The sequence below is a fragment of the Streptococcus sp. SN3 genome, assembly GCF_030439905.1.
On record NZ_JAQFJF010000001.1, the window covers coordinates 353,111 to 379,832 of the forward strand.

Consider the following 26,722-nt stretch of genomic DNA (forward strand, 5'->3'; position numbering starts at 1 on the left):
TTAGGATAAATTAGTGCTCTTTTTTTCACAATCTTTTGTTAAAATTAGATTAAAACATGAAAAACGCTTACATTTTTTCTAGTATATTGATTGTGAAAATGATATAATAAACATAAGATTATCAAGTTAAGTTTTTGTTAAAATAGGTTAATTTTTAAAATATTGTTTGCAGTTGACTTTGGTTTTCAGTAGAAAAGCGAGGAAACTATATGACCGAACACTATACCAATCTTTTGCAAGAAGTATTAAATGCTGCAAAGGAATTAGCTATTCAAAAACACAATTATCAAGTCGACATTCCGCATGTCTGGACAGTGCTGACCCAGCCTCAGGCTTTTGCTTTGGAATTCTATGCTGGTCTGGACCTTGATATTAATGAATTTATCAGTGTCATCAATCAGGAACTAGCCAAGATTCCTGTATTTTCACATACGGATACGAACCGCTACGGACGTCAGTATAGTCAACGTCTCAAGAATCTTTTGGATGATACAGAGGCTGAAAGGGCGGAACTGAGGGACGAGGTGGTAACAGTAGAGCACCTGATTCTCAGTCTATTTCATCAGCAGAGAAATCCGATAACTGTCTTTTTGAAGCAGGCAGGAATTGATAAGGAGCTAGTTGCGAAAAAGTTGAATAAGGTTCGCCAAGGCAAACGAGCAATCTCTCCAAGTCAGGAGAGTCGCTATCAAGCCCTGAGCAAATATGCGACTAACTTTAATCAATGGCTGGCTGACCAGACCGATAGACAGGTAATTGGTCGAAATGACGAAATTGACGATATTATCCGTGTGCTGTGTAGGAAAGAGAAAAGCAATGCCATTCTCCTAGGCTTTCCAGGTGTTGGAAAATCCAAAGTGATAGAGGGGTTTGTTAGAAGATTACTTGCAGATGATGTTCCAGAACATTTATTGGGCAAGGAAGTTTTTAAGTTAAATCTAGGCGGATTGATTGCTGGAACTAAATATAGAGGAGAGTTTGAAGAGCGCTTCAAGGCTGTTTTGGATGAGGTGCTGGCTGCTAAGGGGAAGATTATTCTTTATATTGAGGATATCCACCAAATCGTGACGGCAGGACGGACAGAGGGTTCTCTTGATGCAGGCAATCTTTTAAAGCCACTCTTGGCTCAGGGACAGATTAATATCATTGGCACAACGACTTTTGTTGCTTATCGAGAAAGTTTCGAGCTGGATCAAGCTTTGGAAGGGCGTTTCCAGCGGATTCGCATTGAGGAGTCCGATCAAGATGAGGCATTGACAATTCTGCAAGGACTGCGGGAGCATTATCAGGACTTTCACGGAGTTAGGCTAACGGACGAAGCCTTGCAGGCAGCAATCAGTCTTTCAATTCGTTATCTGTCAGATCGTTATTTGCCTGATAAGGCACTGGACTTGATTGATGAGGCGTGTGCTGTTAAGAAAATCCACCTAGGTCAAGCGCAAACTGAACGACCAGACGTCAGTCGTGAAGATATAGCTAGTATCGTAGAGCGTATAACGGGAATCAAAGTGCAGGGAATCATGGACAATGAGCGCGAACACCTTCTAAATCTAGACAAGCTCCTGCGCCAGAGAATTGTAGGGCAAGACCAAGCTGTTCAAAAGGTTTCGGAGGCGATTTTGCGCTCGAGAGCAGGAATTCAAAATCCAAAGCGTCCTATTGGGTCCTTTCTCTTTCTGGGGCCGACTGGAGTCGGGAAGACTGCTCTGGCAAAATCCCTTGCTGAGCGGCTGTTTGGTAATGAGCTGGAAATGGTCCGGCTGGATATGTCTGAGTACATGGAAAAACATGCCGTAGCTCGTTTAGTTGGTCCGCCGCCAGGTTACGTCGGATTTGAAGAGGGAGGACAGCTGACAGAAGCTGTTCGTAGGAGGCTTTATTCGATTGTCTTGCTGGATGAGATTGAGAAAGCCCATCCGGATGTATTCAATACTCTGCTGCAAGTCTTGGACGAAGGACGCTTGACAGACTCAAAAGGCCGTACTATTGACTTTAAAAATACTATTTTGATTATGACAAGCAATATTGGCTCCCAGCAGATTTTGGAAAGTCTCAAAAATGAACAGGGACTGACTGCTGAAACGCAGGAAGAAGTTCTGTCCTTGCTGCAACATAGCTTTAGGCCAGAGTTTTTAAATCGGATTGACGACACGGTTATTTTCAACCCTCTAAGGGCAGAAGATATGATCAATATCGTAAAAATTATGGTCCAGCAACTTCAGGAAAGGTTGAAACATCAGAAGATTCAGCTTCATCTGAGCGAAGGAGTTTATGCTTTTTTAGCCCAGAAAGGCTACCAACCAGAGTTTGGTGCTCGTCCTATTCAAAGAAGCATTATGCGCTATCTAGAAACGCCTTTGGCTCGTTATTTGGTCGAAAATAAGGAAACAACTGAAATGACAGTTCAAGTCAGTTTGAAGGATAGGCAACTGGATTTTAATTATTTGGTATAAGATTCTTTCAAAAAGTAAGCGCTTACTATTTGTAGGCAAAGAAAATGATGAAAGGAGGTTCATGGCTTCTGAGCAGACTCTATCCTGAGATTTTGAAATGAGTCTTAGAAATACGTAAAATAATGAGATACTTTTTGTATCTATAGCCGACAGCAATCATTTTGATTGTTGGAGCACCCTTTGCATTTTATGAAAGGAGGCCTGTTTTGTCTGTTTATGATGTTTTGATTATCGGTGCTGGACCGGGCGGTTATGTGGCTGCTGAAGAAGCAGCTCGTTTGGGAAAAAATGTGGCCGTGGTAGAAAAGAAGTCTATCGGCGGAACCTGCCTGAATGTGGGATGTATACCGTCTAAGGCTTATCTCCAGCACGGTCATTGGTTGCTGACAATGGAGGAGGCTAGGCGTTATGGCATTGAGAGCAAGCTTGAAAGGATTGATTTTGAGAAATTGGTAGACCGAAAGAATCAGGTTGTTGCCAGTTTGCAATCTGGAATTCATGCTAGCTTTAAGTCTTTAGGTATTGAATATATCCAAGGGCAGGCCAAGTTTGTCAAAGACCGAACTTTCTCCGTCAATGGTAAAGAAATTAGTGGCAAAGATGTGATTTTGGCTACTGGCAGTTATCCTTTTGTGCCTCCTATCAAGGGATTGGAACAGGTTGACTATCTAACGACGGATACGTTTTTTGACTTGAGGGAGCTTCCTGAGAAGTTGGTCATTATCGGAGGTGGCGTTATCGCAATTGAGCTAGCTTTTGCTATGGCTCCTCTGGGTGTTGCTGTCACTGTTATTGAGGTTGCGCCGGAAATCCTTTTGACTGAAGAAGCAGAAGCGCGACATGTGATTCAAAAGAAATTAAAGAAAATGGGGGTGATGATTTATCAGGGAGCGCAGATAAAGGAAGTAACTTCTAATTCTGTCTTACTTGAGAACGAGCAGGTTGCTTTCGACCATCTTTTGGTCGCTACTGGCCGCAAACCAAATCTAGAGCTAGCAAAGGATATGGGATTAGCCTTGACAGATCGGAATTTTGTCAAGGTAGATCAATACTACGAAACATCCAAAGAGCATGTTTATGCTATCGGTGATCTCTTGGAATCTTATATGCTGGCTCACGTAGCTAGTGCAGAAGGAATAAAGGCTGTAAGAGCTATCTGCCGGAGAGCTGAAGAAGCAGTTGATCCGCTGGGTGTTCCCCGTTCACTCTACACCAATCCTGAAGTAGCTTCTTTTGGTCTCAGCAAGGAAGAGGCTGAGCAGGCCGGCTATGATGTTCTGGTCGAGAAGCTGCCTTTCTCTTATAATGGGCGGGCTATCGCAATAGGTGAGACGGAGGGCTATGTCAAGCTAATCTCAGAAAAGCAATACCATCTTCTGCTAGGTGCAGTCATCGTCGGTCCGAACGGTACAGATCTTCTGCAGAATTTGATTTTGCTGAGGCAGGCCGAAGCAACGCTGGATCAAGTTCTTGAAACAGTTTTTGCTCATCCGACTACATCAGAACTAATACAAGAAGTCGCTAAAAGACTCGTTCAGGACGATTAATGAGGAGGTAAAAATATGTCAAATTATAAAGATTTACCACAACGATTGACCAAAACAAGAAGCCAAGGGGCTGTATCAGAGCTAGTCGATTTAAAAGTCCATGATGCTACCGAAGTTGAGGTGGAGCAGATTTCCAAAGAAAAAGCCAAAACCATGTATAAAACCATGTGGGATATCCGAAATTTTGAGGAAAATACACGGCGTTTCTTTGCTGCAGGACAGATTCCTGGCTTTGTTCACCTTTATGCTGGAGAGGAAGCGATCGCTACGGGTGTCTGTGCCAATCTGACAGACCAGGACTATATTACCAGTACTCACCGAGGACACGGTCACTGTGTTGCTAAGGGCGGTGATTTAAAGGGAATGATGGCAGAAATTTTTGGCAAGGAGACTGGACTTGGAAAAGGAAAAGGCGGATCTATGCACATCGCTGACTTGGACAAGGGAATCCTCGGTGCCAATGGTATGGTTGGTGGAGGCTTTGGTCTAGCAACTGGTGCTGCTATGCGTAACAAGTACTTGAAAACAGACAGTGTAGCTGTCTGCTTCTTCGGTGATGGTGCAGCCAATGAAGGAAATTTCCACGAATGTCTCAACATGGCAGCAATTTGGAAACTGCCGGTTATCTTTGTCAATGAAAACAACTTCTTTGCAGAATCGACACCGCAATGGTATTCTTCAGCGTCTGGCACCATTGCTGAGAGAGCGGCTGCTTATAATATGCCCGGCGTTCGGGTTAATGGTAAGGATTTATTCGCTGTCTACCAAGTAGCCAAGGAAGCTGTAGAGCGGGCTCGTAGAGGTGAAGGACCTACCTTAATTGAAGCTGTAACATATCGCGATCATGGTCACTTTGAAGGGGATGAGCAGAAGTATAAGGCTTTGGAAGGTGAAGAAAAAGACTGGGCTGATGTGGATGCTCTGGACGTCTTCCGTGACTACGCTATCGAGCATGGCCTCTTGACTGAAGATGAACTTGATGCCATCTTAGAAGAGTCTCGAAAGGATGTGGAAGAAGCTATCAAATTTGCTCAAGACAGTCCTATTCCTCGTCCCGACTCTCTGCTGGAAGATGTATTTGCTGATTGATAGAAGGAGGTTGATCAAATGGCTAGACAACTGTTATTTATGAAAGCAATCAATGAAGCGCTGGATCAGGCAATGGCAAAAGATGACACCGTAATCCTTCTGGGAGAAGATATTGCTGGCGGTGTAACAATCAAGCACTTGGAAGAAGAAAACGAAGATGCTTGGGGCGGTGTAATGGGTGTGACCAAGGGACTCATGCCAAAATATGGCCGAGAGCGGGTGATTGATACTCCGATTTCAGAGCACGGATACGTGTCAGCTTCTGTTGGAATGGCTCTGACTGGCTTGCGTCCAGTACCGGAGCTGATGTTCAATGACTTTATCGGTTTCTGCTTTGACGCCATTCTGGGGCAAGGCTCAAAAATGCGCTATATGTTTGGCGGTAAGGCCAAGGTTCCGATGACAATGCGGACCATGCATGGGGCAGGAGCTTCGGCTGCAGCTCAGCACTCGGGTTCATATTACGGTCTCTTTGGATCTATACCTGGCATAAAGGTAGTTGTTCCAGCAACTCCGTATGATGCTAAAGGGTTACTGTTAGCTTCCATTGAAGACGACAATATCGTGATTTATTCAGAAGATAAGACTCTCTATGGTATCAAGGGAGAGGTACCAGAAGAATATTATACAGTTCCAATTGGAAAGGCTGCTGTCCGCCGTGAAGGAACAGACCTCACTATCGTTACTATCGGTAAAATGCTTTATGTAGCTTATGAAGTAGCGGATCGCTTGGAAAAAGATGGTATTTCGGTTGAAGTCATTGACTTGAGAACGGTAGCTCCTTGGGATGAGGAGACTGTCTTTGAATCAGTTAAGAAAACTGGACGGCTGATTATCGTTGATGAATCAAACCCTCACAATAACACAGCGACGGATATCGCAACATCAGTGACAGACAAATGCTTTGACTATCTGGACGGTCCAGTGAAATGCGTCTGCGCGCCAAATGTGCCAGTACCATTTGCGGTGAATTTGGAACAGCTCTATATCCCTAATGCTGATAAGGTTCTGACTGTTGCTGCAGAATTGATTGACGATCTGAAGAAATAGAAGGGAGGCAAGTATGGCTACAGAAATTGTAATGCCTAAGCTAGGCTTAACAATGACCGAAGGTCTGATAAATAACTGGCTGGTCAAGGAAGGCGACACCGTAGCTGCTGGTCAGCCTGTCTTGGAAATCAGTTCTGAAAAATTGACCAGCGATGTAGAGGCGCCAAGTGCAGGAGTGATTTTAAAAATTATCAGTCAGGCAGGCGATACTGTCCCGTGCAAGAAAGTAATTGCATGGATTGGTGAAGCAGGAGAATCTATTCCAGGTATGGAGACGGAAGAAGTCTCTGCGAATAAATCAGAAAGTGATAAGGGAGCAGTTGATTCAGAGCCAGAGCTAGCTGAAAAAACTGTGGCAGCAAGTTCCAGCCCTGTTGGAAAAAGTGAACAGGGACGTATTTTCATCACACCGCTGGCCCGCAAGATTGCTAAGGAAAAAGGATATGATATTTCCATGATTTCAGGAACGGGAGGCAAGGGCCGCATTACCCGACGGGATGTGGAAAACTATAAACCAGAGGCGCTTCCAAACCAAACACCTGAAAATAGCTCTGCGATCCTTCAGCCGGCTAGTCAGGCTGACTACGGTGCAGGATTGACAGGTATGCGTAAGACTATTGCAGAGCGGATGATGACCAGTCTGCAAGCATCTGCTCAGGTCACCTTGCATCGTAAGGTGGATATCAGTCGGCTGATAGCCTTTAGACAGGATATGAAGGATAAGGTCGCTTCTCCACTAGAAAATGGCGAAATCAGCATCACGACCCTGCTTACAAAGGCTGTTGCCAAGGCGTTGAAAGATCACCCTCAGCTCAACGCCTGGTATTTCAATGGTCAATATCAGGAAGTAGAAGATATTCATATTGGTATCGCGACGGCACTAAGTGATGGTTTGGTGGTTCCGGTCATTCGTCACGTGGATAAGCTAACGCTGGCTGACTTGGGCTTAGCTATCAAAACGGAAGCCAATCAAGCTCGTAAAGGAACTTTAGATCCTGCTCTTTACTCAGGTTCAACCTTCAGTATTACCAATCTCGGGGCAGCAGGGGTTGAATATTTCACTCCTATCCTAAATACTCCAGAAGTGGCCATTTTAGGAGTTGGTGCCCTGCAAACGGCGCTGGCTCTTGACAGCCAAGGACAGGTCTACGAGCAGAAATTCCTGCCGCTCAGCTTGACTTTCGACCATCAAGTCGTAGATGGTCAGCCTGCAGCGGAATTCTTGGCTAGTCTAGCGGACAAGTTGGAATCTCCTTACGACTTGGTTTTCTGATAAAAGAATGAATAAAGAATTTCATTCCTGAATGATAAACAAAAAGGCCAGCTGTTTATATCACTCATTAACAGTTGGCTTTTATGTATTCTATCATTCTCTTGCTTCAATTTATAATGTTTAGATAAGGAAATGATAGGATGATAGGGAGTAAGTTCTAAGGCTCTAAGTAGGTGAATCAAGCTGCAGTATAAGATAAATTGAATGACGATAATGGGAGAAAAATATCAGTGAGGTAGAATATGAAGGTTGCCAAAACACTAGTCTTAGAATATCTAGAGCAAGAATTTCTAAAGAATAATAAGCAAGGTCTTGAAACAAAAGTGATTGCAGCTGCTTTAGGAATGCAACGCTCAAATGTGAGCACTATTTTGAATCAATTGGTAAAAGAAGGGATACTCGTTAAAGGAAATACACGGCCAGTTCAATACCAATTAAAAGAGGTATTTGTAGAAAATCCTTTGGATTTTCCAAGCATTATAGGTGAAAATGGCAGCTTGCGAACAGCCATCCAGTTAGCACAGGCAGCTATTTTATACCCCAATTATGCCCTTCCTGTACTTATTTTATCCGAGGTCGGTGCTGGTAGAACTCACTTCGTGAATAAAATGATGGAGTTTGCCATTCAAAATCAAGCGATTAGTAAGCCTCAGTTGTTTGAAAAAATTAACTGCTTAGACTATATTGATGTTCTGGATGATTTGCTGAAGTTGTTATTTGGCTCAGAAGCGACGAAGTCTGTATTTGAGAAAGTGGCAGAAGGAATTTTATTTATAGATAACATACAAGTTCTATCTTCGGCGGATCAAAATAGATTGATTTCCTGGCTGAATCACAGAGAAGGAGAACAAAAGAGACGTCAGAAGAAAGGTTTGGTAATTATCGGAAGTAATGCTAAGCTATCTGAACATTTATCCAATAAACTTCCTGTTGTAATCCAGCTGCCTTCTTATCCGAATAGACCGATTAGTGAAAAGCTAGAGTTACTAAATTACTTTTTAGCTATCGAATCAAAGAATTCTGCGCATGATATTCAAGTGCCGCGTGATGTCATTCATTCCTTCATCCTATCAGCGAATATTAGCAATATAAAAGAATTAGAATATGCAGTTCGAACAGCTTGTGCCAATGCTTTTGTAAGAAGCCTGAGGTCAGAGCTAAAAGATTTAACACTCAGTAATGACGATTTACCCATTCCTTATCAAGGGATTCGTCATTTAGGAAGTCATAATGTAGTTAAAATCGATGAATTGATTGGAAAACGTAAGGTGCTAATTTATGATAAGGAGTTGGGATTGCTGGATTTTTCAGAGCAAGAGTCGGATGATTTATATAACAAAATTAAATCAGAATATACTCAGTTATCAGAAAGAGGCATTGAGCAGGATGATGTTTTTGAGGCAGTGAGAAACTATATTCAAAGCTATATTGAATACAAACCTTTTGTCGAGAAAGAAGATGAGTTGGAAAATCTTAATCAGCTTGAGACGATTGTTTCTGCTGAAGTGATTCAGTTGGTACAAGCCTTTGTTCTATCTGTTCAAAAAGAACTCAATCTAGAGCTTAATTCGACGGCATATTATGGCATCAGCCTTCATGTCAATGCGATGATTAAGCAGAAAGGCTCGTTGAATCGGCAGTTGGATAATGATGCTATTGTGAAAGTGATTCGGGATTATCCAATTGAGTATGCACAATGTTCTAAATTTGCCAGACAACTAGAAACAAGATTTCAACTAGCTGTTCCAATAGATGAAATCGTCATCCTAACCATGTTTATTATTGAATCCGAAAAGAAACAAGATAGTCTACGACCTATCTTGCTCTACGTCCTGCATGGTAAAGGGGTTGCCAAGTCCTTGGCTGAGTCAACCAAAATGCTGACTAAAAATAACCAAGTGTATGGCTTTGATATTCTATTAGAAGAATCTCTAGAGGAAAGCTATCGAAAATTAAAAGAGAGAATTGAGGGGCTAGACCAAGGTTTAGGTGTCATCGTCATCTATGATATGGGATCAATTAAAGAAATGCTGGATAAAATTCGAGAAGAAACTCTGATTAAGATCAGAGAATTTGAAATTCCCATTACTATGATTGGCATGGGGATTGCACGGCGCTGTTTGATAGAAAATGATATTGACAGTGTCTTTCATGCTTTTCATATGGAAATGAATCAGCTGTATAAAAATAGGGACCAGGAAAAAATCATCATTACACTCTGTTATACTAGCGAGGGCGGTTCTCTTCAGCTCAAGCACTATCTTGATCAGTATTCAAAGCTTGGTTACCGTGTCATTGCTTTGTCAGTTGCCAATAAGGAGATGTTGATTGAGGAAGTGATGGCTTTAAGAAAGACCTATCAAGTCCATGCTTTTGTTGGAACTTTCGACCCTCAAATTATGGGCATCCCTTTTATTTCTATTAAAGATGTTTTTGAGCAGCCCAAGGAGCACCTAGATAAATTATTGATGTTTTTACCGACCTCTGTCAATAGCTACGATTATGAGAAAGTTTACCAATTTTTAGAAGAGCAATTTGTCTATACTTCCTTAGCTAAGATTAAAAAGATTCTTCCTGCTATTTTAGATGAATTTGATTTTTATTATCAGCTTACAGAGGAGCAAACAATAGGTTTGTTTGTTCATATTTCGTGTCTAGTGGAGCGAACCCTTTCAGGAGAATGCTTGAAGAAGAGCAGTAAAGAAATTGCTGGTGTTATCGAGAAATTCCCTGACGACTATAAGCATGTTAGGAAAATCATCCGAACAGTGGAGCGAAACTTTAAGATTCTTATAGATGACGCAGAGGTCAGTGTTTTAATTCAGATGTTGCGCAAATTATAAAATTGTAAGTTGGAGTCGCAAACCAATAAAAAAGCACCTAACTCTCATTACCTTTTTAGTCGGAATTTACATTTCCGATTTCTGTGGTAATGTTGTGATTTAGATGCTTTTTTACATGTGCTCTTGCACAAGATTATGCAGCCATTTTCCTGAGAAGACACGAGGGATGCCCCAGATTGGTTTGAGAATATCTTCGCCATTTATCACAAGAAAGATTAGCCAAATGGGAGCCTGCAGGCTAACTAGGACATAGCCAAGTGGAATGCTGAAGAGCCAAACAGGTAAAATATCTAGCAGGCAAGCATAGTTGGTATCGCCTCCGCTACGTAAAATCCCAACGATTAAAACAACACTAAAAGCTTTTGGGATAAACAACAGGGCATTTAACTGAACCATCAAGATGGTTAGCTGCTCTGTCTGATTGCTTAAGTTGTAGAGTTTCAGGGCTAAAGGCATGGCCCAGATGAGTAGGACGCTGACGATGAGTCCGATGAGAGGTAATAGAAGTAAGAAGCGCTTGGCATCTTGTAAGGCTTTTTCTATTTGATTCTCTCCGATAGTATTGCCTAGCATAACAGCTACGGCATTTCCCGCACCGCGTACAAAGACAAATCCAATTTGGGCAATGGCGCTAGCAATCTGAGTGGAGGCCACCACTTCAGTACCTAATAATCCGATAATGGCCAAGCCAATCGATGTTCCGAGCGACCAAGCGCCTTCATTGAAGACGACTGGTAAGGTTTTTTTCAAAAATTGATAAACAAAGTCTTTGTGGAAGGCAAAGAGTTCAGCTATGCTAGCGGCTCCAGCCATCCTTGTTCGATAGACACCAAAGACTAACCAGCAAAGCTCCAGCAATCGAGCAATAAAGGTAGCAATAGCAGCCCCAACCAGTCCAAGTTTAGGAAATCCAATCAGTCCAAAAATAAGGACGGCATTGCCAATGATATTGGTCGCCATGGATAGGAGACTTGCAAGAGTTGGTAAGAAAACTTCGTTACTACAGCGACACATGGTGGCTAATGAGGTTGTGATAGCTGTCATCAGGTAGGTCCAGGAGACGATAGATAGGTACTGGGCGCCCAACTGAATAGCTTCGGTATCATGGATATAAAAGCCAATCAGTTGCTTGGGAAAGAGTAAAGCGACTAAGGTAAAGGAAACGGAGATGAGTCCGCTCAGCATATAGACTAATCCCAAGGTTTTTCTCATATCAGCAATTCGCTGGGCTCCCCAGTATTGAGCCATGAAGACAGAAGCTCCGCTACCGATACCAAACTGTACAATAGTCAAGAGAAAGAAAATCTGGTTGGCAGCACCAGCAGCTGCGATTTGTTTTTCCCCTAGCTGTCCAATCATGACAACATCAGCTAGATTGACAGCGCTAGCCAGTAGAAATTGAAGAGAAAACGGTAGACTGAGACGTAAGAATTGTTTCAGAAATGTTTTCTTTTCACTCACTCTCCCACCTCCTTTCGTTTCAAATAGGATAAGCAATCAGTATGTCTAGTAACCTGATATCTAGAAAGTTTCTGCTTTTTTTGAATTGGATGATTCTGATTCCTCATAAATTTCGCTATTTCTACCTGATAGCTTGAAATAAGCCTCAAGTTTAGTGATAATAGGCAATTTGATCAACAAAAATTTGACAATCTTTGTCAGCTTCTGTTTGAACCTCTACATTCTTCAATTCCTTTTCAGGATAAGGGTTTTGAATAGGAAATGCGAAGAAAGTTTGCTGCTCTTTTTGATAAGGTTTGGTGCTAAGCGAGACTTCAAATAATTGCTCATCTACTTTATAGATAGGTTCACCAGGTAAAGGGTTGGTATTGGTAGTCCGATCCCAGTCAACACTTGTTTTGCCAATGTTTTCTCCAAAGATAATGGGGACAGCAACCTCTGTCTGATCGGTATAGGTTAGAAGGATATTGCCGATTTGATAGGTTTCCATTTCGGGGAAGACACCGTCCACAAACCATTGGTATTCCACAAAATAGTCAGTAGCATAGCCAATTTCAATCCAGCTGGGATGCGCCAGTGCTTCAAGGCTGCGCGAGTGGTTTTGAAGATCAGGATAGTGGTAATGGAAGAGATATGATAAGGTTTTATCACGGATTGTCGCATAGTCTTCATCACGATAGTCATGATTCCAAAACATCTCGTAAGCATAGGCTAAGCCGAAGAAAATGACATTTCTCTGCAGAATTACTTCATTTAAGGTGCTCCAGTTGGAGATGATAGCTCCCTTGCTTCGCTTTTTCAAATGCTCAGCCCAATGTGGAAAGAGATAGCCTTCAAAATTACCATAACGGATGTTAAAACCTTCTTCCAAGACTTCATCTTCCAGTTTTTCATCCAAACTCCAGAGCCAATGGAGAATTTCGACATCTTTGGGAATCTGGTGAATGGACTGCCAGGTTGCCGGCATGATGCCAACTTTTTTGCCTGTATCTTTTTTGAACTGGGGGGTATACATGATGATTTCTGCTCCACCAAAAGGCCCTGCATCAGGAACGATAGCGTTTTTCAGTAACTTGTCTCCCCAAATCATGGTTCGGACATTTTTCTGCTTGAGGTGGTCATAAATCTTGATAATGTCCTCTGCAAAGATATCAGCTCCAGCTTTCCCTTTGCAACGCTCACACATTGCAATTGAATAGTATTCATCATGCCCGATATTGATAACTTCAGGTTCAAAGACCTCAATGATTTCATCCAGAACATCAAAGAGGAGTTCATAAGAGGCAGGATTTGATGGGCAGTAAGTGTCTGGATAAGGATCTTCAGGGATTTCTGCAATTTCTGGGTGGCCAAGCATCAGGTAGTCACAGTGGCCAAGAGAGGGAACTTCAGGAATCACTTCAAAAAATCGTTCCTTACAGTAGAGGACCAGATCTTTCACATCATTTTGACTTAGAAAATCCCCGTCACCATTTTCCATGTGAATGGCATTCTTGTACCAAGGGAAGGTATAGTCTTGGATTTCTTTGGTCTTTCCAGAATATTCAGCCATATCAGCACAATATTTAATCCACTCCTGATTAATTTCAGGGTGTTTTTTATATTCCATAGCACCGCCGATTTCAATCATGAGGGTATTGTACTTGAAGAAAGCAAGCATATCCACAAATTGCTTGAAGAAATCCATATTCTTACGAGACGGTAAAAAGACTTTGAGGCCACGCTCGGAACAGACAGGTTCGTCGTAGGCCAAGCCATAAGGCAAGTAGCCATCCTGCAACATTTGGATAATCGAAATTGCCCCATAAAATAAGCCGCGTTGGGACAAGGCATAAACGAAAATACCGTCTTCAGTAATCTTTACGATGTGCGCTTCAGTATTGGATGGATAGGGAAGTGAAAAGGACTGCATGACCTCTTGCCCGACTTCTCGGGAAATCCCTTCTATGAAATGAATGGCAGGGAAAGCCAGCTGTTTATGATTTCTTTCTCTTGGATGAGCCAGTAAAGTGTCGGTCAAAATAGGCAGAGGGCTGAATATTTGAGTTTCTTTAGTGAAATAGCGACCGTTGTTTTCTTGTTTCCAATATTGAGGTGTGATGCCTTGTTTCATAATCTACTCCTTGAACTATCTGAATATCTGCGAGTCATAAAAAATCTGGGCGCAGAAAAGAAGGTATGGATCGGATTTGCTTGTTACTGAGTTTTCACTTTTCTAGCCTTCTCAATTTCCCCTTGAATCTTATAAAGATTTTCCGAAAGGCGACCAAAGTAGAGAAGCTCTCCCATCCACTTGATGAGCTTGCTTTTTGAATTTTTTGTCAATTTATTTTGTTCTTGTTCTAGCTTAACCTCAAGCCCTTTTGAGCAAGGCTTGGTCTTGTAGGAAGTAATCGTTTTTTCACTGTGGGACGAGATTTGAATGACGTAGGTTTCATGGCGACGATAGTCCAGAATCTCATAATCAGTCTTGGTATAGACATTGTCTGACAATTTTGAGTAACGAAGTCCTTTCTTTAACCTATCTATCTTTTTTGTTTGATTGTCAGTTTGATTGATTTGATTCAGAAACTCGCTTTCCAAGAAGTCATAAAATTCATCTGAAGTGACTTGGAGTTCTCTAATAATCTTCATAAATTAAGTATATAATAAGCCCTTGTGGAAAGTAACCCCCTGAGGAAAAAGAGACGGATTTTAATGAATTTTTATACTCTTTAGCTTTGTGTTATACATTATCATAAAAAACGATTAATTTTTATACACTAATTTTACGATAGGTTCTAAAATATATTAAAGGAACTATTTAAAAATAGCAGAGTACTAGAGTTAAAGCACGTAAGAAACTATTGCTTTAAATTTTTTATAATAAATTGAGTATGAATGGCATTTGAAAATGGATACACTAAGCTAGAAAACTGTATATTAAGAAAATATAAACGCTTTTGACAGTAGAATAGAGCTATAGTAAACTTTGGGTAAGAAGTCAAATTGAAAGGAGGAGTTTGTATGGAAGAATGGAATAGTTCAGCGGAGATTATTGCCATGTCCTTAATTGCCAATTCTGGTGCAGCCCGATCCTTAGCTTTTGAAGCACTTAAAAAAGCAAAACTAGCAGAATTTGATGCAGCTAAGGAATTAATGGATGAGGCAAATAGTGTTATTTTAAAAGCCCATCATTCCCAAACAGATTTATTGCAGGAAGAAGCACAAGGAAACGGTCATCAGTTGAGTATACTGCTTGTTCATGCACAAGACCATTTTATGACGAGTCTCTTGGCCATTGACCTTATCACTGAGATGATTGAGCTGTATTCCAATCGAGAAGGAGAAAGACAATGAAAATCTTATTAATATGTGCGGCTGGTATGTCCACGAGCATCCTGATGAAAAAAATGGAGCAATATGCAAATGACCAAGGTATTGACCTCAATATCAAAGCTGTCGGATTGATGGACTATCAAGATTATGCTCAGGATTATGATGTGATTTTATTAGGCCCTCAGGTCTCTTATAAACTTGATTCGGTCAAAGAGACAGTATCAAAACCTGTTGCCACCATTCCAGCCATGGATTATGCAATGGGAGATTGTAAGAATATCTTTCAATTAATTAAAGCAATATCTTAAGGAGGTTTTTCTAATGGAAAAATTCTTTAACAGTAAATTTATGACCAAACTTCAGGAAATTGGTTATAAACTGGCCAACAATGTGTTTATACAGTCTTTACAAGCTGGATTAGGATCTCTCTTGGGATTGATTACCGTGGGTTCCTTATTTCAAGTCTTAGCTGCAATTGGAAATGAAACAGCTCTAGGTTGGTTCAAAACAGGGGATGCAGTGTATAATACATTGACCTTGCCTTTCCGTTATTCAATGGATTTTATCTCTATCTGGGTTGCTATCTTCTTTGCTTATCATTATGCTAAGAATTTGAAATTGAAATCTCCTATTATGGCTGCGGTTGATACAGCAGTTACTTTCATGCTGGTAGCAGGAGCTTTTGTTGATACTGAAAAATTCTCCGGACTACAGTTAGACTATCTTGGGTCACAAGGTATGTTCATCAGCTTCTTCATTGTCTTTGTAGTCGTACAGATTGAAAAATTCTGCTATGAAAAAGATATTAAAATTAAGATGCCAGATGTAGTGCCACAATTTCTTCAAGATAGTTTTGGTTCTATTTTGCCAGTATTTTTCTCCATTACTCTCTTTCTCTTACTGAATGTTGGTATTGGTGCTTTGACAGCAGGAGCTTACAACGTTCCGTCTGGTTTTATGGCTCTCTTGCGTGCACCGCTTGGCGCTGTATCATCTGTACCAGGGATTGTGATGCTTTGTATGTTAGCGCTGGTTCTTTGGTGCTTCGGTATTCATGGTACCCTCATCATTATTCCAATCATTTCTCCACTTGGGATTCAAGCGGCAACGACCAATGCTGCTCTTCATGCGAACGGTCAGCCAATGCAATTCTTCCCAGTCTTACTCTACACTTCCATGGCTTTAGTTGGTGGTACAGGAAATACCTGGGCCCTGGTCCTGATGGGCTTGCGCTCAAAATCCAAACAAATTAGTGCCGTTTCTAAGATTTCGCTCATTCCTGGGTGGTTTGGTATCAATGAGCCGGTAACATTTGGTATGCCAATTATGTTCAACCCAATTCTTTGCATCCCTTATGTACTCAATGTGCCAATTATGATGATCTTGACTTATTTTGCTTACCAAACAGGCTTTATTATTCCTGCTTGGATAGTGGTTAGTGCACAGTTGCCAATGGGATTCAGCAACTACTTGACAACCCTTCGTTGGCAAAACTTCGTTTGGGACTATATCTTGATTTTGCCAGCTATGTTAATCTACTATCCATTCTTCAAGAAATACGAAGAGCAATTGGTTAAGCAAGAAGCTGAAGCGGAAGCAATAGAAGCCAAAGGAGGTGCAGCAGCTTGATTGATGTGACAAAATTTTCCAGAGACTTTCTCTGGGGATCGGCTTCAGCTGCCTATCAAGTTGAAGGAGCTTGGGATGAAGATGGTAAGAGTCTGTCTATTTGGGACGTCTTTGTTCGCCAGCCCAATAGGACTTTTAAAAACACGACTGGCGACGTGGCAGTGGATCATTATCATCACTATAAAGAAGATGTTAAACTGATGGCAGAAATGGGTCTGAAAGCTTATCGTTTTTCAATTGCTTGGACCCGTATTTTGCCTGAGGGACGAGGAGAGGTCAATCAAAAAGGGATTGAATTTTATTCAAATCTGATTGATGAACTTCTCAAATATAATATTGAACCCATTATTACAATCTATCACTGGGATTTGCCTCAAGTACTGCAAGATGAGTACGGCGGTTGGGAATCCAGAAAGATAATCGACGATTTCCTGTATTATGCAGAGGTTCTCTTTGAAAACTTTGGAGATCGAGTGAAATATTGGATTGGACTCAATGAACAAAATGTCTTTGTTGGACTAGGTTATCGGGATGGTCATTTTCCACCAGGAATCAAAAATATTCAGTTAATGCATCAGGTAAATCACATTGTCAACTTGGCTAATGCAACGATTATCAAACGATTCCATGATTTGAAAATAAAAGGTCAAATCGGTCCAAGCTTTGCTTTTCCTGTCCTCTATGCTCTGGATAATCAGCCAGAGAATGTTCTAGCCATGGAGAAATCTTTGGATGTCAATGTTTGGTATTGGATGGATGCTTATTTATTGGGACGTTATCCAAGGACAGCTCTAGCTTATTTGAAAAATCAATTCGGTATAGAATTAGATATCCGAGAAGGAGATTTAGATATTTTAAAAGCAGGCCGTCCAGATTTCATAGGCGTCAACTATTACCAATCCCATACTTTTGCTGCTAATGTACCGAATGCTGAGGCTGGAGAGCCGGACCAGTTTAAGCATGTGCCAAATGAACACTTAGAGCGTACCAGCTGGGGATGGGAAATAGATCCAATTGGTTTGCGGATAGCTTTGCGACGGATTACCAGCAGATATGATATTCCAATTATGATAACTGAAAACGGGTTAGGAGAGTATGACACCTTAACAGAAGATAGAAAGATCCACGACCCATATCGGATTGAATACCTTGATAATCATATTACAGCTGTACAAAATGCCATCGAAGATGGTTGCCAAGTCATCGGCTATTGTACATGGTCTTTCACAGATCTACTTTCATGGCTAAACGGTTATGGCAAGCGCTATGGATTTGTTTATGTAGACCGTGATGAGGAAGAAGGTGGTAGTCTAGAGCGGATTCGAAAAGATAGTTTTTATTGGTATCAAAAATTAATTAAAGAATTTGAGAATAAAAGAGATAACAGTAGGAGTCATTCATAGAAAAAAGCCAGCAGTTTATATCTTCACAAACTGCTGGCTTGTCTTTTTTATTTTTCCCGCATTTGACCTTGTGGGAAGTAGGTTCCTTCTGGCATATCGTTAATAATGACATGGACAGCAGACTGAGGTGCGCCAGTATTTCTGACAACGGCTTCAGTTACTTCCTTGGCAAGAGCTTTTTTCTGCTCTAGAGTGCGTCCTTCAAACAAATCAATTCTAACAAATGGCATATTTTCTGCCTCCTTTATTTCTTTATCATTATTTTATCATAAATGAGGTTTTAAAGAGTAGTGAATTATGGTAAAATAATGTGAAGTAAAAATGGAGATAGTGAATTAGCAAAGATTTAAATTATGGCTCAGTTATACTATAAATATGGCACGATGAATTCGGGCAAGACCATTGAAATTTTGAAAGTGGCTCACAATTATGAAGAACAAGGCAAGAGCGTGGTTATCATGACCTCGGCTGTTGATACCCGCGACGGCTTTGGTGTCGTTTCTAGTCGTATCGGTATGAAGCGGAATGCTATGGCTATTGAAGATCAGACGGATATTTTTGGCTATATCCAACAGCTGACTGAGAAGCCTTATTGCGTTTTGATTGATGAGGCTCAGTTCTTGAAACGCCATCATGTCTATGATTTGGCTAGAGTGGTGGATGAGCTAGATGTTCCAGTTATGGCTTTTGGTCTGAAGAACGATTTTCGCAATGAACTCTTCGAAGGCTCCAAGCACCTCTTGCTCTTGGCTGACAAGATTGAGGAGATTAAAACCATTTGCCAATATTGTTCTCGTAAAGCCACCATGGTTTTACGGACTGATAACGGAAAGCCGGTTTACGACGGAGAGCAGATTAAAATTGGCGGCCACGAGACCTATATCTCAGTCTGCCGCAAGCACTATTTTAACCCCGATATTAAGTAATCCAATGATAGAAATAAAGGAGATGATGAAAAATCTATGAACATCTATGAACAGTTACAAGCGGTTGAAGATCGCTACGAAGAACTTGGTGAACTCTTAAGCGACCCTGATGTGGTCAGTGATACCAAGCGTTTTATGGAGCTTTCTAAGGAAGAAGCCAGCACTCGCGATACAGTGACGGCTTACCGCGAGTATAAAAAAGTCCTGCAAAATATCACAGACGCTGAAGAAATGATTAAAGACGCATCTGGTGATGCTGACCTGGAAGAAATGGCTAAGCAGGAACTCAAGGATGCCAAGGCTGAAAAAGAAGGATACGAAGAAAAGCTAAAAATCCTTCTTTTACCTAAAGATCCAAACGATGATAAGAACATCATTTTGGAAATCCGCGGTGCTGCAGGAGGAGATGAGGCTCAGTTGTTCGCAGGAGACCTCTTGCAGATGTATCAAAAATATGCTGAAAGCCAAGGTTGGCGCTTCGAAGTTATGGAAGCTTCTTACAATGGTGTAGGTGGAATCAAGGAAGTGGTCGCTATGGTCTCAGGCCAGTCAGTCTACTCGAAACTCAAGTATGAATCTGGCGCTCACCGCGTACAGCGGGTTCCAGTAACCGAAAGCCAAGGCCGTGTTCACACTTCCACGGCAACTGTCTTGGTTATGCCAGAAATCGAAGAAGTAGAATACGACATTGATCCTAAAGATCTGCGAGTTGACATCTACCACGCATCAGGTGCCGGCGGACAGAACGTCAATAAGGTTGCGACTGCCGTTCGTATTGTCCATCTGCCAACCAATATCAAGGTCGAAATGCAGGAAGAGCGGACCCAGCAGAAGAACCGGGATAAGGCTATGAAAATCATCCGAGCTCGTGTAGCAGACCACTTTGCTCAAATCGCTCAAGATGAGCAAGATGCAGAGCGCAAATCCACGATTGGTACAGGCGATCGCTCAGAGCGGATTCGCACCTATAATTTCCCGCAAAACCGAGTAACAGACCACCGTATCGGACTGACCTTGCAAAAACTGGACACGATTTTAGCTGGCAAACTGGATGAAGTCGTTGATGCCTTGGTTCTCTATGACCAAACGCAAAAACTAGAAGAGTTGAATAAGTAATGACATTGGCTCAATATTTGGCTGAGCTAGAGCAAGAGCTGCTAGTAGCGGGAGAAGAAGCAGAAAGCCTGTCTTTCGTTTATAGGGCTCTTAATAGGCTCTCCTTTACCGACTTTGTTCTCAAACTTCGGGCAGAAGTCAACCAGGAAGACCATAAACAGCTAAAAGCAATTCAAGAGCACCTGCTTGCTCACAAGCCAGCTCAGTATATCATTGGCAGCAGTGATTTTCACGGCCTGACTCTCAAGGTGGATGAGCGGGTGTTGATTCCGAGGCCTGAGACGGAGGAGCTGGTGGAGCTGATTTTGTCAGAAAATCCCGAAAGTTCTCTGTCTGTCTTGGATATCGGAACGGGTAGCGGAGCCATTGCTCTGGCACTGGCAAACAGCCGTCCAAACTGGCAGATTACTGCTTCTGATCTCTCGGATGATGCTCTTGCCTTGGCAGCAGAAAACGCTCAGTCCTGTAATCTTAGCCTTACTTTTGTCCAATCCGATTGCTTGGATGCAATTCAAGGAAAATTTGATATCATCGTTTCCAACCCGCCCTATATTTCAGAAGCAGATAAAGACGAAGTTGGACTCAATGTTCTGACCTCAGAGCCTCACATGGCCCTCTTTGCTGAGGAGGATGGCTATGCCGTCTATCGGAAAATAGCCGAGCAGGCAGGAGACTATCTGACAGAAAAGGGAAAGATCTATCTGGAAATTGGTTACAAGCAGGGTGACGGTGTCGCGGATTTATTTAGACAATTCTTCCCGCAAAAACGAATCCGAGTCCTGAAAGATCAATTTGGCAAAGATAGAATGGTGGCGATGGACAATGGATAAGATAGAAAAGATTCTAACGGCAGGCGGAGCAGTTGTCCTGCCCACCGAAACTGTTTATGGCCTCTTTGCTCAGGCTTTGAATGAAGAGGCTGTTGAACGAGTATATGAATTAAAACGAAGACCCCGTGACAAGGCTCTTAATCTCAATGTGGCTAGCTTGGAAGAGATTTATGCTTTTTCCAAGAACCAGCCCAGTTATCTGGAGCAAATCTATCAAACTTTTCTACCTGGGCCGCTGACTATTATCCTCCAAGCCAATGACCGAGTGCCAGCTTGGATAAACTCAGGTATGGAAACTGTGGGCTTTCGAATTCCTAAACATCCGGCCACCCTGGACTTGATTCGAAAGTATGGTCCTTTGATTGGTCCATCCGCCAATCTTTCTGGAAAAGCCAGTGGAACTTCTTTTCAGCGGATTATGATGGATTTTCAAGAGGAGGTCTCGGGAGTAGAAGATGATGCTGCTTTGACAGGTCAGGATTCAACTATTCTAGACTTGTCTGGAGAAAAGGCTCTTATTTTACGCCAAGGGACAATCACTCGCGAGGATATTCTCGCCAAAGTAAATGATATAAAATTTTAACTTTAGGACTTAAGGTCCTATTTTCGCAAAAGAAGGGAGACACCTTATGATTTTTGACCAAGAAGACTACAAAGCATTTGACCCAGAGATTTGGGAAGCAGTTGCTAAAGAAGAAGAACGTCAGCAGCATAATATTGAGCTGATTGCTTCAGAAAATGTCGTTTCTAAAGCTGTCATGGCTGCTCAAGGTTCTATTTTGACCAATAAGTATGCTGAAGGTTACCCAGGTCGCCGTTACTATGGTGGGACAGATGTAGTGGATGTGATTGAGGGTCTGGCAATTGAACGCGCCAAGGAAATCTTTGGTGCCAAGTTTGCTAATGTTCAGCCTCACTCAGGCAGCCAGGCTAATTGTGCAGCTTATATGGCTTTGATTGAGCCAGGTGATACAGTTATGGGTATGGATTTGTCTGCAGGTGGTCACTTGACACACGGTGCATCAGTCAGCTTCTCTGGGCAAACCTACAATTTTGTATCTTATAGCGTAGATCCCGAAACAGAATTACTGGACTTTGATGCCATCCTCCAGCAAGCCAAAGTGGTTCAGCCTAAGCTGATTGTGGCGGGAGCTTCAGCCTATTCTCACATCATCGACTTTTCAAGATTCCGCGAAATCGCTGATGCGGTAGGCGCTAAGCTCATGGTTGATATGGCTCACATCGCTGGTTTGGTTGCTGCAGGTCTCCACCCAAGCCCTGTACCTTATGCAGACATCACAACGACAACGACCCACAAGACCTTGCGCGGACCTCGCGGTGGATTGATTTTGACAAATGATGAAGAATTGGCTAAGAAGATCAACTCAGCTATCTTCCCAGGAATTCAAGGCGGACCATTGGAGCATGTCATTGCAGCCAAAGCAGTTGCATTTAAAGAAGTGCTTGACCCAGCTTTCAAGGTTTATGCCCAGCAGATTTTGGATAATGCCCAAGCTATGGCCCAAGTCTTCCGTCAGCATGATAAGTTCCGTGTGATTTCTGACGGTACTGAAAATCATCTTTTCTTGGTTGATGTCACTAAAGTTGTAGAAAATGGGAAAGTAGCGCAAAATCTCTTGGATGAGGTTAATATCACGCTTAATAAAAACTCCATCCCTTACGAGACTTTGTCACCATTTAAGACTAGCGGGATTCGTATCGGTACAGCAGCCATTGCAGCTCGAGGCTTTGGTGTAACAGAAAGTATCAAGGTAGCCGAGCTTATTATCAAGGCTCTGGAAAACGCTGAAAACGAAGCGGTGCTAAATCAGGTGCGGGCAGAAGTTCGCGAATTAACGGACGCTTTTCCACTCTATGAAGGCTTGAACTAAGATGGATATTTACGTAAAAAAAGCGATTATTCATCAATTCAGCCCAGCTGATACCGAACTACTGCTTGCAGATAAGTTTCTCAACATTACTCCCAAGATTGAAGAATACCTGCGCAAGAAGATTGAACGGGTCTATTCTGACGATGCTAAAACAGGTGTTTTCGATCCCGAAAACGTCTTTTTAGCCCAGCTTTCAGACGACTTACTGGAAACATCAGTGACAGTGGCTAAGCTCTGGCAGGAGGAGTTTTCTGTCAGTGAAAACCAGAAAACCAACGATCTGATTTTTGTCCAGTTTGACAAAGAGGGTGTTGAGCATTTCGCTTTTCTGCGGATTGCTCTGCGGGAAACTCTTACTCACTTAGGTGGCGAGGTGGACAATCCTATCAAGCTGACGCAGAACAATTTGCCTGGCTTTGGTACGGGTGCAGACGAGGCTTTGGTCATCAATCTCAAATCTCGCAAGTACCATCTGATTGAAAAGCGCATCAAGCATAACGGTGCCTTTCTCAATTATCTCTCGGACAATCTCTTGCAGGTCAATCCGACAATCTCAGCTAAGAAATCAATCAAAGCGCTTGAGAAGACTGCTCAAAAAGTTGCCGAAAGTTTTAACAAAGACGATTTTCAGTTCCAGTCCAAGGTCAAATCCAGTATTTTCAAAAATTTGGAAGAAAATGACGAACTGTCGCCTGAAAAGTTGGCCGATGATCTTTTTGACAGCAATCTGACTGCCCGACTTACCTTTATTGACCAAGTCAAGGAAGCTATTCCTGAGCCAGTCAAGTTTGACGAGATTGACAGCAGCCGCCAGAAGAAAAAGTTCGAAAATCAGAAACTCTCCCTTTCAAATGGAATTGAGCTCATCGTTCCCAATAATATCTATCAGGATGCAGAGTCGGTAGAATTTATCCAGAACGACAACGGGACCTATTCTATTTTGATTAAGAACATCGAGGATATCCAAAATAAATAATGTTTAAATTTCTAAGAAGACTGATTTTAGTCCTTTTCGTGCTCTTTGCCGGCTACAAGATTTATCAGGTTCATCATGATGTTAAGCAGGTCATGAAGTATCAGACTTTGGTCAGAGAAGTGCTGGACGAGCAGGACACAGCGGCCAATGAAGAATTGGTACTGGCCATGATTTATACAGAGACCAAGGGAAAAGACACCGATGTCATGCAGTCCAGTGAAAGCGCGACTGGTCAGACCAATGCTATCACGGACAACAAAGAAAGTATTCGCCAGGGAGTTCAGACCTTGTCTGATAACCTAGAGTTAGCCAGTGAAAAAAAGGTGGATGTTTGGACAGCAGTACAAGCCTATAATTTCGGTCAGGCCTATATTGACTATGTCGCTAAAAACGGTGGCGAAAATACGTTGGAGCTGGCTAAGAAATATTCCAAAGATATAGTAGCGCCAAGCTTAGGAAATGTGACTGGCAAGACCTACGGCTATTATAATCTGATTTCTATTTTTCACGGGCCAGAACTCTATATCAACGGCGGTAATTATTATTATTCCCGTCAGGTCAAGATGAACATGCATATCATGCGCCTCTTAAAATGGTTTTAGAAAGAAGTAGTTTAGCTTCTTTCTTTTTTGATGGTGAAGTAATAATCCAGATATTTGTAACCATGATAGATACATGATATAATTTTGTACATCTATCATAAAAAGGAATGAAAAATGAACAAGAAACTTGCTTTTAAGCTCCTCATTCTGGTTTTGGTGACAATTGCCGGTCTAACAGCTTTTTACAACCATAAAGAAGCCACTAGCCTCAATACAAAACAATTTGTGCAGTCAACAACGCCGACCTTGTTTTTCCACGGTTTTGGATCCAGCTCTAATGCTGAAAATCATATGACAGAGGCAGCCAAAAAAGCTGGAGTCACTCAGACAATTATCACAGCAAATGTCAGTAAAAACGGTCAAGTAAGCTTATTAGGCGAGATACCGAAAGGTGCTATCAATCCCATTATTAAGGTAAACTACGAAGATAACCGCAATGCCGACTATGCTCAAGATGGTAAGTATGCAGCTGCTGTGATTCGTAAGCTACAAGAGACTTATGGCTTTAATAAGATGAATCTGGTAGGCCATTCGATGGGGAATATGTCCATCCTCTTTTATATGCTAGAGAACGGTCAGGATGAAAATCTTCCTCAGTTGCAAAAGCAGGTCAATATTGCCAACCATGTTAATGGTCTGGAAGGAAGGGACTTGCCTGAAGATTTGACAATTCTAGACGACCAAACTGGCCAGCCTAGTGCTATGAGCCAGACTTATCAAAAACTACTGGGATTACGAGAAGTTTACCCGCAAGAACAAGTAGATGTTCTGAACATTTACGGTGATTTTAAAAACGAATCCGACGGTTCTGTCCTCAATATTTCTTCTCGCAGCCTCAAATATCTCATGGTTGAAAATGCCAAATCTTACCAGGAAAAGAAAATCACAGGTCAGTTGGCTCAGCACAGCCAATTGCATGAGAATCCAGAAGTAGACGAATTGCTGATTGACTTCCTTTGGAAAAAGTAGAAAAGAGCAGTTACTGGCAAGCAAATCCAGTGACTGTTTTTTCTTTGAACTTCTTTGAGAAATGTTGTAAAATGTATCTATTATCTCAAGCCCTCAATGGATGAGATAATAATAACTCCATCATTGCAGCAACTTAACTGAAGCACTCTAAACATCAAAAGGAGCGAAAATCACAAGCTCAAGAAACAGAAATTAGAGGCAGTCAGATAGAAAGTTTACTGTATAAAACAGCTATAGAATTTGGGAAACTATAGCGAGGGGAAAAGAGGAAAAAATATGAAATTCAAAAAAACTTTAATGACAGCAGGAGCCTTGCTGGCTACTCTGTTTACTGTATCGACCGCAGCTGCCAATTCAAATGTTCAGAAAGTCATTGATGAGACTTACGTGCAGCCAGAGTATGTGCTGGGTTATTCCTTGGATGAAAGCCAAAAACAGCAGACCTTGCAAATGCTAGGCTACAATTCATCTAGTGACAGCAAGCCACTTAAGACCATGACACCGGAAGTCTACTCTAAAATCATGGATGTTGCCAACGACCCTAGTCTGCAGCTTTATTCTTCTGTAAAAATCCAGAAGTTAGGCGGCAACAAGCCATTAGAGGTCAAAATTGTCACTCCGCAAAACATCACTAAGGTTACAGAAGATATGTATCGCAATGCAGCTGTTACTCTGGGTGTTCAGCACGCGCAGATTACCGTTGCAGCACCAATTCCGGTAACAGGTGAGAGCGCCTTGGCAGGGATTTACTACTCTCTAGAGGATAATGGCGCGACCATTCCTCAGGAAAATAAAAATCTAGCACAGGAAGAACTGGCTGCCCTTTCTGGCATCAATGCTGAAAATACAGGTAAGGAAGGCTATGACGCAGACAAGCTCAACGTAGCCTTGGCTGATATCAAAGCGGCTATTGCCAATGCTAAGAAGAACAACAGCAATCTGACAGCAGATGATGTTCGTAAGATTGTTGAAGAAACCTTGAAAAACTACGGTCTAACTCAGTCAGTGACCAGTGACCAAATCAACCTCATCGTGAATTTCGCTATCAATCTTTCAAACAGTGGAGTCATTACAGATTCTGACTTTACAAAGACACTTAGTGACTTGAAAGACAGCATTGTTTCAAAGGCAGGGGATACTTTTAACAATATTAACCTCAACTTTGATGCAAACGGCCTCCTTCAAGAAGGCGGTAATTTCTTTTCTAATATCTGGAATGCCATTGTCAACTTCTTTAAAGGATTATTTGGCGGTTAATTTCAAGACTATATAAAACAAGGCTGGGACTAAAATGTCCCAGCCTTGTTTGTTTTTTTATGCGTTAAATCCTCCATCAGAAGTCTTC

Annotated in this window: 23 protein-coding genes; 19 read left to right on the forward strand and 4 right to left on the reverse strand. The window is 41.9% G+C overall.

Annotated features, from left to right (window positions below; translation table 11 throughout):
* Nucleotides 1-209 precede the first annotated feature (209 nt).
* From PCY71_RS01465 to PCY71_RS01490, 6 genes are all read left to right on the forward strand, one after another.
* Nucleotides 210-2,453 carry an ATP-dependent Clp protease ATP-binding subunit gene (locus PCY71_RS01465; protein ID WP_048773412.1) on the forward strand — a complete coding sequence of 748 codons (2,244 nt, stop codon included), beginning with the start codon at nucleotides 210-212 and terminating at the stop codon, nucleotides 2,451-2,453.
* A gap of 206 nt (nucleotides 2,454-2,659) precedes the next feature.
* Entirely contained in the window at nucleotides 2,660-4,000 is a 1,341-nt protein-coding gene (gene lpdA / locus PCY71_RS01470) for a dihydrolipoyl dehydrogenase (RefSeq protein WP_048773413.1), read from the forward strand.
* Nucleotides 4,001-4,015: 15 nt separating this feature from the next.
* The gene (locus PCY71_RS01475) at nucleotides 4,016-5,089 is read left to right on the forward strand and encodes a thiamine pyrophosphate-dependent dehydrogenase E1 component subunit alpha (RefSeq protein ID WP_048773414.1); all 1,074 of its coding nucleotides are present in this window, start codon (nucleotides 4,016-4,018) and stop codon (nucleotides 5,087-5,089) included.
* 18 nt (nucleotides 5,090-5,107) lie between these two features.
* A complete protein-coding gene (locus PCY71_RS01480) occupies nucleotides 5,108-6,139 on the forward strand; it encodes an alpha-ketoacid dehydrogenase subunit beta (RefSeq protein WP_048773417.1) in 1,032 nt (343 codons plus the stop codon).
* A gap of 13 nt (nucleotides 6,140-6,152) precedes the next feature.
* Nucleotides 6,153-7,412 (forward strand): dihydrolipoamide acetyltransferase family protein, encoded by a 1,260-nt coding sequence (locus PCY71_RS01485; RefSeq protein ID WP_002909764.1) that lies wholly within the window; start codon nucleotides 6,153-6,155, stop codon nucleotides 7,410-7,412.
* 242 nt (nucleotides 7,413-7,654) lie between these two features.
* Complete coding sequence (locus PCY71_RS01490) at nucleotides 7,655-10,255, forward strand: PRD domain-containing protein (RefSeq protein WP_301412390.1); 2,601 nt, start codon at nucleotides 7,655-7,657, stop codon at nucleotides 10,253-10,255.
* Nucleotides 10,256-10,366: 111 nt separating this feature from the next.
* Here PCY71_RS01490 and PCY71_RS01495 read toward each other — a convergent pair whose 3' ends face one another.
* The 3 genes from PCY71_RS01495 to PCY71_RS01505 all read right to left on the reverse strand — a co-directional run bounded on the left by PCY71_RS01495 (nucleotide 10,367) and on the right by PCY71_RS01505 (nucleotide 14,350).
* Nucleotides 10,367-11,752, reverse strand: coding sequence for an MATE family efflux transporter (locus PCY71_RS01495; protein ID WP_002909761.1), 1,386 nt, complete (start codon nucleotides 11,750-11,752; stop codon nucleotides 10,367-10,369).
* Between the two features lie 115 nt (nucleotides 11,753-11,867).
* Nucleotides 11,868-13,829 (reverse strand): family 20 glycosylhydrolase, encoded by a 1,962-nt coding sequence (locus tag PCY71_RS01500; RefSeq protein WP_002909760.1) that lies wholly within the window; start codon nucleotides 13,827-13,829, stop codon nucleotides 11,868-11,870.
* 83 nt (nucleotides 13,830-13,912) lie between these two features.
* Nucleotides 13,913-14,350, reverse strand: coding sequence for a DUF3284 domain-containing protein (locus tag PCY71_RS01505; RefSeq protein WP_002909759.1), 438 nt, complete (start codon nucleotides 14,348-14,350; stop codon nucleotides 13,913-13,915).
* A gap of 372 nt (nucleotides 14,351-14,722) precedes the next feature.
* Here PCY71_RS01505 and PCY71_RS01510 point away from each other — a divergent pair, with 372 nt between their 5' ends.
* From PCY71_RS01510 to PCY71_RS01525, 4 genes are read left to right on the forward strand one after another with little or no spacing between them, the layout of a single operon-like run.
* Nucleotides 14,723-15,055 carry a PTS lactose/cellobiose transporter subunit IIA gene (locus PCY71_RS01510; protein ID WP_002895529.1) on the forward strand — a complete coding sequence of 111 codons (333 nt, stop codon included), beginning with the start codon at nucleotides 14,723-14,725 and terminating at the stop codon, nucleotides 15,053-15,055.
* Nucleotides 15,052-15,342 (forward strand): PTS sugar transporter subunit IIB, encoded by a 291-nt coding sequence (locus PCY71_RS01515; RefSeq protein ID WP_048773419.1) that lies wholly within the window; start codon nucleotides 15,052-15,054, stop codon nucleotides 15,340-15,342. The genes PCY71_RS01510 and PCY71_RS01515 overlap by 4 nt, the downstream gene beginning before the upstream one ends.
* 13 nt (nucleotides 15,343-15,355) lie before the next feature.
* Nucleotides 15,356-16,663 carry a PTS transporter subunit EIIC gene (locus PCY71_RS01520; RefSeq protein ID WP_002924728.1) on the forward strand — a complete coding sequence of 436 codons (1,308 nt, stop codon included), beginning with the start codon at nucleotides 15,356-15,358 and terminating at the stop codon, nucleotides 16,661-16,663.
* On the forward strand, nucleotides 16,660-18,066 hold the full coding sequence (locus PCY71_RS01525; protein WP_048773422.1) for a glycoside hydrolase family 1 protein: 1,407 nt from the start codon (nucleotides 16,660-16,662) through the stop codon (nucleotides 18,064-18,066). The genes PCY71_RS01520 and PCY71_RS01525 overlap by 4 nt, the downstream gene beginning before the upstream one ends.
* A 47-nt stretch (nucleotides 18,067-18,113) precedes the next feature.
* Here PCY71_RS01525 and PCY71_RS01530 read toward each other — a convergent pair whose 3' ends face one another.
* Entirely contained in the window at nucleotides 18,114-18,314 is a 201-nt protein-coding gene (locus PCY71_RS01530; protein ID WP_223310287.1) for a 4-oxalocrotonate tautomerase, read from the reverse strand.
* A gap of 105 nt (nucleotides 18,315-18,419) precedes the next feature.
* On the opposite strand from PCY71_RS01530, the gene PCY71_RS01535 reads away from it, so the two are divergent.
* The 9 genes from PCY71_RS01535 to PCY71_RS01575 all read left to right on the forward strand — a co-directional run bounded on the left by PCY71_RS01535 (nucleotide 18,420) and on the right by PCY71_RS01575 (nucleotide 26,634).
* Entirely contained in the window at nucleotides 18,420-18,992 is a 573-nt protein-coding gene (locus PCY71_RS01535; protein WP_048773425.1) for a thymidine kinase, read from the forward strand.
* Nucleotides 18,993-19,028: 36 nt separating this feature from the next.
* A complete protein-coding gene (prfA, locus tag PCY71_RS01540; protein WP_048773426.1) occupies nucleotides 19,029-20,108 on the forward strand; it encodes a peptide chain release factor 1 in 1,080 nt (359 codons plus the stop codon).
* Nucleotides 20,108-20,938, forward strand: a complete 831-nt coding sequence (gene prmC / locus PCY71_RS01545; RefSeq protein ID WP_048773428.1) for a peptide chain release factor N(5)-glutamine methyltransferase — start codon at nucleotides 20,108-20,110, stop codon at nucleotides 20,936-20,938. The genes prfA and prmC overlap by 1 nt, the downstream gene beginning before the upstream one ends.
* Entirely contained in the window at nucleotides 20,931-21,521 is a 591-nt protein-coding gene (locus PCY71_RS01550) for an L-threonylcarbamoyladenylate synthase (protein ID WP_048773430.1), read from the forward strand. The genes prmC and PCY71_RS01550 overlap by 8 nt, the downstream gene beginning before the upstream one ends.
* A gap of 46 nt (nucleotides 21,522-21,567) precedes the next feature.
* Entirely contained in the window at nucleotides 21,568-22,830 is a 1,263-nt protein-coding gene (gene glyA / locus PCY71_RS01555) for a serine hydroxymethyltransferase (protein ID WP_048773432.1), read from the forward strand.
* 1 nt (nucleotide 22,831) lies between these two features.
* Nucleotides 22,832-23,806 carry a nucleoid-associated protein gene (locus tag PCY71_RS01560; RefSeq protein WP_048773435.1) on the forward strand — a complete coding sequence of 325 codons (975 nt, stop codon included), beginning with the start codon at nucleotides 22,832-22,834 and terminating at the stop codon, nucleotides 23,804-23,806.
* Entirely contained in the window at nucleotides 23,806-24,408 is a 603-nt protein-coding gene (locus PCY71_RS01565; protein ID WP_048773437.1) for a lysozyme family protein, read from the forward strand. The genes PCY71_RS01560 and PCY71_RS01565 overlap by 1 nt, the downstream gene beginning before the upstream one ends.
* Before the next feature lie 114 nt (nucleotides 24,409-24,522).
* Complete coding sequence (locus tag PCY71_RS01570) at nucleotides 24,523-25,377, forward strand: alpha/beta hydrolase (protein WP_048773440.1); 855 nt, start codon at nucleotides 24,523-24,525, stop codon at nucleotides 25,375-25,377.
* 276 nt (nucleotides 25,378-25,653) lie between these two features.
* Nucleotides 25,654-26,634: a DUF1002 domain-containing protein gene (locus PCY71_RS01575; RefSeq protein ID WP_002904478.1), complete on the forward strand. Its 981-nt coding sequence runs from the start codon at nucleotides 25,654-25,656 to the stop codon at nucleotides 26,632-26,634.
* Nucleotides 26,635-26,722: the final 88 nt, after the last annotated feature.